The following is a 3,099-nucleotide window of genomic DNA, read 5'->3' as shown; positions in this document are numbered from 1 at the left end:
CGATGGCGGTGGGCCATGCGGGCGTGGGCAGCGGGGCGACGGGCGTGGCGGTTTGCGGACGCGCGGGGGCAGGCGTGCCGGCGTTGGGGGCGCCGGGGGTGGCCGTGGCGCTCTTCGGCACGTCGGTGGGCGCGGCGCCAGGGCTGGAAGCGGTGCCAGGGTTGGGCGCGCGGGGCGTGGCGGGGGAAGCGGTCTGGCCCTGGGGCGGTTGGCCGATGAGGGACAGCGCGGCGATGCGGGCGGTGAAGGCCTGGGCGAGGCAGGCCTCCAGCGCCGCGCCGCCATGGCCACCGCATTCGCGCCGGCGTTCCGTCAGCCAGCGCAGCTGCGCCTCGCGGATCTCGGCTGTCTGGCCGGGCATGCGGGCGATGGCCTGGCGGTAGGCATCGAGCAGCGCCGTATCCTGCGCCAGCAGCTGGGGAGAGGCGCAGATGGCCTTGTCCACCGGCGTGGTGGCGCGGCCGCAATTGATCTGCGCCGAAGCTGGATGGACCAGGGGAAACGCCGCCAGCACGCCGGAAAGGATGGCGAGACGGCGATACGACATGCGGGCGTTCCTCGGTTCGCCGTCGTGGCCGCGGAAAGGGCGGGCGACCCGGCGTTGGGCGGATACTTCCCTGCTTCCGGGCGGGCGGCAAGGCTGCAGCTGGGCCTGGCCGTTCACATGCGCGCGCAGCCGCGCCGGCTTTGCGTCCGGCATTGCCGAAGGGGCGGGCGGGCGCCTTCGCAACGCGGCAAAGCAAGGGGAAAGAGGGTGCTCTGAAAAAAATCTCCGTGTTTGGTTTCCGATGTGCCGCGAGGGACGAGGCCGGCGGGAAGCACGCCGGGCGTGGCGTTGTGGCGGCGGGCGGGGCGGTCTTATAAGCAGCACCCCGCCGCGAGACGTGGCCGGCCCCTGCCCGCCCCTGAGCGGTCCGGGCCGCGGTGCCGGCAGGATGCAGGCGGGGACAGCGCAGGAGCGGAACGAGCATGGATTACGCGCAGGAACTGGCAGGCAAGCGGGTGGTCGTCACCGGCGCCTGCGGCATCATCGGCGGCTGGCTGGCCGAGACCTTCGGCCGCGCCGGGGCGCGCCTCTGCCTGACCGATGCCCGGGCCGACGAACTGGCCAAGCTGAAGGACGCGCCGTACTTCACCGAGGGCAGCTTCGTGCAGGCGACCGACCTGCGCGATGCCGATGCCATCGAGGGGCTGGCCGGCGCCGTGCGGCGCCATTGGGGCGCCGCCGACGTGCTGGTGAACAATGCCGGCATCTACCCCAGCGGCTTCCTGCTGGACGTGGATGCCGAGGAGTGGGACCGGATCTTCGACATCAACCTGCGGGCACCCTTCCTGCTGACGCGGGCGATGGCCAAGCTGATGATCGAGCAGAAGATCCCAGGCTCCATCATCAACATCTCCTCCGGCGCGGCGCGCAAGATGCGGCGCACGGCCTGCCCCTACAGCACCTCCAAGACCGCGCTGGACCGGCTGACCAAGGGCTTCGCCATCGAACTGGCGGAATACGGCATCCGCGCCAATGCGCTGGAGCCGGGCTTCGCCGCCGGCAGCGCCGTCAGTTCCCTGAGCCAGGCGCATGTGGAGACGGTGACCGCGAATATCCCGATGGGCCGGGCGACGACGCAGCAGGATGTGGGGCAGGCGGCGCTGTTCCTGGCCAGCTCCGCCAGCGCCTACATCACCGGGGCGTCGCTGCCGGTGGATGGCGGCAATTCCATCGGGTCCCTGGCCGTGTACCAGGACAAGAAGCACGCGCTGTAGGCGGCAGGTTGCTGGCGCGGCGTCCGGGCCGCGCCAGTCCGCCGGCTTGTTCGGCCTTGGGTTGGAAGGGCCGCAAGCAGGCTAGAGCGCCGGTGGACCTTGCGGCCCAGCCCAAGATGGCCGAGCCGTTTCCGTGACTTAAGGCCGCTTCTCTGGCTCGATGGGGGGTGGAGTGCTAGGCTCGGCCAGTACTCCGGCACTCCCGGGATGCCTTGCCCGCCAGAAAGCGATTTGCCATGCGGCTCCTGCGTCGTTCCGTCCTTCCGTTGCTGCTTGGCCCGGTGCTGGCTGGCGTGCCGCTGGCGCGGGGCCGCGCGCAGACGGCCGCGCCCGCTGCCGGGGCCGTCGCCGCGGAGCCGGCCGGGCTGGTCTATGTGCTGAACTCGGGCGAGGCCAATATCCTGGTGCTGGACGCGGCGACGCGGGAAGAGGTGCGGCGCATCCCCGTGCTGCGGGAAGTGCACCACCTGGCGCTGACGCCGAAGGGCGACCTGCTGCTGATCGGCGATTCCGGCGCCAACGAGATGCTGTTCCTGAACCCGAAGACGGGCGAGGTGGTGAAGCGGGAGGCGCTGTCCAACCCATACCACCTGGGCTTCAGCCCGGACGGCGCGTTCCTGGTGATCACCAGCCTGCGGCGGGACCAGGTGGATATCTATGGCTGGGATGGCGCGGCGCTTTCCCTGCTCGGGCGGCTGAAGCTGCCGGACATGCCCAGCCACATGGCGTTCAGCCCGGACAGCAAAATCGTCTACGTCACGTTGCAGGGCACGCGGGCGCTGACCGCCATCAGTATGGAGACACGGCAGCCCTTGTGGAGCGTCGATGTCGGGCCGCAGCCGGCGGGCGTGATCTGGCATGAGGGCAAGCTGCTGGTCGGCATCATGGGCAGCGACAACGTGGCGGTGGTAGACCCGGCGACGCAGCTGGTGGAGCGGCGGATCAAGGTGGGTCGCGGCGCCCATGCCGTGTTCCCCGGCCCGGCGCGGGATGGGAAGCCGGGGCTGCTCTACGTGACCAGCCGGGTGGATAGCCGCATCAGCGTGCTGGACCCCGCCAGCCTGGACGTGGTGAAGGTGCTGGATGTGCCAGGCGGTCCGGATTGCGTCAGCTTCGACCCCCAGGGCCGGTTGTGGGTGACGCAGCGCTGGCTGGGGCGCATTGCCCTGGTGGACCCGGAGACGGGGACGGTGGAGAGCCAGCGGGTCGGGCGTTCGCCGCACGGCATCCTGTTCGAGCCGGGGGCGGCGGTGACGCCGGTGGCGGCCCAGGCCTCGGCGACGGCCCCGGCCGCGGCCCCGGTGGGGGTGGTGGCGCCGGCTGCGGCGGCGCCGGTGG

General features: G+C 71.5%; 3 protein-coding genes. 2 read left to right on the top strand and 1 reads right to left on the bottom strand.

Annotated features, from left to right (window positions below):
- On the bottom strand, positions 1–547 hold a 547-nt coding region (locus tag IBL26_RS25295), incomplete at its 3' end, for a lysozyme inhibitor LprI family protein (protein ID WP_187787264.1).
- A 422-nt stretch (positions 548–969) separates the two neighbouring features.
- Between IBL26_RS25295 and IBL26_RS25290 the strand changes: the two genes are divergently transcribed.
- Both IBL26_RS25290 and IBL26_RS26035 read left to right on the top strand, forming a co-directional pair.
- Entirely contained in the window at positions 970–1,761 is a 792-nt protein-coding gene (locus IBL26_RS25290; RefSeq protein WP_187787263.1) for an SDR family NAD(P)-dependent oxidoreductase, read from the top strand.
- A 236-nt stretch (positions 1,762–1,997) separates the two neighbouring features.
- Positions 1,998–3,099 (top strand): YVTN family beta-propeller repeat protein (locus tag IBL26_RS26035; RefSeq protein WP_187787262.1); only part of this gene is annotated, 1,102 nt, incomplete at its 3' end.

Origin of the sequence: Teichococcus aerophilus, assembly GCF_014490485.1 — a bacterium.
GTDB classification, from domain to species: domain Bacteria; phylum Pseudomonadota; class Alphaproteobacteria; order Acetobacterales; family Acetobacteraceae; genus Pseudoroseomonas; species Pseudoroseomonas aerophila.
Note: the sequence above shows the minus strand (reverse complement) of the source record. Positions and strands in the feature narration are given on the sequence as shown.